Annotated in this window: 4 protein-coding genes; all 4 read left to right on the top strand. The window is 67.1% G+C overall.

The genetic code is table 11. The annotated features are described in order from the left end of the window. On the top strand, nt 1-134 hold a 134-nt coding region (locus tag VKI00_RS22955), incomplete at its 5' end, for a ubiquitin-like protein Pup (RefSeq protein WP_324441557.1). After that, on the top strand, nt 131-1,012 hold the full coding sequence (gene prcB, locus VKI00_RS22950; RefSeq protein WP_324441555.1) for a proteasome subunit beta: 882 nt from the start codon (nt 131-133) through the stop codon (nt 1,010-1,012). The genes VKI00_RS22955 and prcB, both read left to right, overlap by 4 nt. After that, the gene (gene prcA / locus VKI00_RS22945; protein WP_324441553.1) at nt 1,009-1,749 is read left to right on the top strand and encodes a proteasome subunit alpha; all 741 of its coding nucleotides are present in this window, start codon (nt 1,009-1,011) and stop codon (nt 1,747-1,749) included. The genes prcB and prcA overlap by 4 nt, the downstream gene beginning before the upstream one ends. A gap of 22 nt (nt 1,750-1,771) precedes the next feature. After that, complete coding sequence (locus VKI00_RS22940; RefSeq protein WP_324441551.1) at nt 1,772-2,623, top strand: DMT family transporter; 852 nt, start codon at nt 1,772-1,774, stop codon at nt 2,621-2,623. Nucleotides 2,624-2,717 lie beyond the last annotated feature (94 nt).

The following is a 2,717-nucleotide window of genomic DNA, read 5'->3' as shown; positions in this document are numbered from 1 at the left end:
GCACGGCCGCGGGCCAGGAGCGTCGCGAGAAGCTGACCGAGGAGACCGACGACCTGCTCGACGAGATCGACGATGTTCTGGAAGAGAACGCCGAAGACTTCGTCCGCGCATACGTCCAAAAGGGCGGACAGTGACCTGGCCGTTTCGCGATCGCCTGGCCACCCACACACCACTTCCCGGAACCGCCGTTGGCGGTCTTTCCTCTTTCTCGGACTTCTTGCGCCGTGAGGCCCCCGAGCTGCTGCCCGCGGGCACCGGTACCGCGGAGTCCGGCGCTGCGCCGCTGCCGCACGGCACCACCATCGTTGCGCTGAAGCATCCCGGCGGCGTCGTCATCGCCGGCGACCGGCGCTCCACCCAGGGCAACATGATCGCGGGGCGCGATGTGCAGAAGGTGTACATCACCGACGACTACACCGCGACCGGGATCGCCGGAACCGCGGCCATCGCGGTCGAATTCGCCCGCCTCTACGCCGTCGAGCTCGAGCACTACGAGAAGCTGGAGGGCGTCCCGCTGACCTTCGCCGGAAAGGTGAACCGGCTGGCGATCATGGTGCGCGGCAATCTCGCCGTCGCGATGCAGGGTCTGGTGGCGCTGCCGCTGCTGGCCGGTTTCGACATCGACGACCCGGACCCGGAGAAGGCCGGTCGCATCGTCTCGTTCGACGCTGCCGGCGGCTGGAACCTGGAGCAGGAGGGCTACCAGTCGGTCGGTTCTGGCTCGATCTTCGCCAAATCGTCGATCAAGAAGCTGTACTCGCAGGTGACCGACGCCGATTCCGCGCTTCGGGTCGCCGTTGAGTCGCTCTACGACGCGGCCGATGACGATTCGGCCACCGGCGGGCCCGATCTGGTCCGCGGCATCTACCCGACTGCGGTCACCGTCGGCGCCGACGGCGCCGCCAACGTTCCCGAGCAGCGCATCGCCGAGCTGGCCCGTGAGGTCATCGAAAGACGTTCTCGTGCAGATACTTTCGGCCCGGACGCGGAGCGTGCGGGAAGTGATTCATGAGTTTTCCGTATTTCATTTCGCCCGAGCAGGCGATGCGGGAACGCAGCGAGCTCGCGCGGAAAGGCATCGCCCGGGGTCGCAGCGTGGTGGCGTTGGCCTACGCCGGGGGCGTGTTGTTCGTGGCGGAGAACCCATCGCGGTCGCTGCAAAAAGTCAGCGAGCTGTATGACCGGGTCGGCTTCGCTGCCGTCGGCCGCTTCAACGAGTTCGACAACCTGCGCCGCGGCGGGATTCAGTTTGCGGACACCCGCGGTTACGCGTACGACCGCCGTGACGTCACCGGTCGCCAGTTGGCCAATGTTTACGCGCAGACGCTGGGCACCATCTTCACCGAACAGGCCAAACCCTACGAGGTCGAGTTGTGTGTGGCCGAAGTCGCGCACTACGGCGAGACCAAACCGCCTGAGCTGTATCGGATCACCTACGACGGGTCGATCGCCGACGAGCCGCATTTCGTGGTGATGGGCGGGACGACGGAACCGATCAGCACCGCGCTCAAGGAGTCCTACGCCGAGAACGCCAATTTGTCCGATGCGGTCCGAATCGCGGTGGAAGCCCTGCAGGCCGGCAGCGCTAACGGCGGCGACCAACCCAAACTGGGCGTGTCGACGTTGGAGGTCGCCATCCTCGACGCCAGCCGGCCCCGGCGGGCTTTCCGGCGAATCACCGGTGCGGCGCTGGAGCGGTTGCTGCCCGAGCACGACAGTGCTGAATCGGAAAGCGACTCGGCAGAGTAATCGCCGAAATAGGCTCTGTTCCGTGCTGATCGGCTTGCTGCTCGCCTTGGGTTGCTCGGTGTGCTACGGCACGGCGACGGTGTTGCAGGCCGCGGCGACCCGCTCGGTGGACGCCGGCAACAGCGAATCCGGAGTTGACGCGGCCCTGCTGTTCCGAGCGCTGCGGCAGTGGCGTTATCTCGCGGGCATCGCGCTCGACGGCGTTGGCTTTCTATTGCAGGTGGCGGCGCTGCGCCTGGTCCCCATCTACGTCGTCGCCGCGGCGATCGCGGCTTCGCTCGCGGTCACCGCGATCGAGGCCGCCTGGATGCTGTCGGCCAGGTTGTCAACATTGGAGTGGGCTGCGGTGGGCGTCGTGTGCGCGAGCCTTGCGACGCTCGGTCTTGCCGCCGGACCCGAAGGCACGCAGCGTGGGCCGGCCGGACTCGGCTGGGGGCTGCTGGTGGTGGTCGCCGTGTTGTTCATCGCCGGCGCGGCGGCGGGCCGCTTGGGCGACCGGTCCCGCGCACTCGTGCTGGGGCTTGGGGCCGGCGGCGGCTTCGGGGTCGTCGAGGTCGCCGTTCGCCTCATCGATCCCATCGACCCGACGAAAGCCGCCTTTTACACCAACCCCGCCGTGTACGCGGTGATCGCGGGGGGAGCGGCCGGGTTTTTGTTGCTTACCTCCGCTTTGAGTCGCGGATCGGTGACCACGGCGGTGGCCGGGATGGTGGTGGGTGAAACGGTTGGCCCTGCGCTCGTCGGCGTGATGTGGCTCGGTGACCAAACCCGTCCGGGCCTCAGCTGGATGGTCGTAGCGGGATTCGTCGTAGCGGTCGCAGCAGTGTTGGCGCTGAGCCGATTCGGCGAGGCGCCCAGCCCCGCCGAGTCCTGATACCGGCGACGCGAGCCAAAGTGCAACGACAACACTTCCTTTGGCGCTGTTAGCGGTTTGTTAACACCCGCGTTGCCGGAAGCCGGATTCGGGG

The sequence above is a fragment of the Mycobacterium sp. genome, from assembly GCF_035314665.1.
GTDB lineage: Bacteria > Actinomycetota > Actinomycetes > Mycobacteriales > Mycobacteriaceae > Mycobacterium.
Note: the sequence above shows the minus strand (reverse complement) of the source record. Positions and strands in the feature narration are given on the sequence as shown.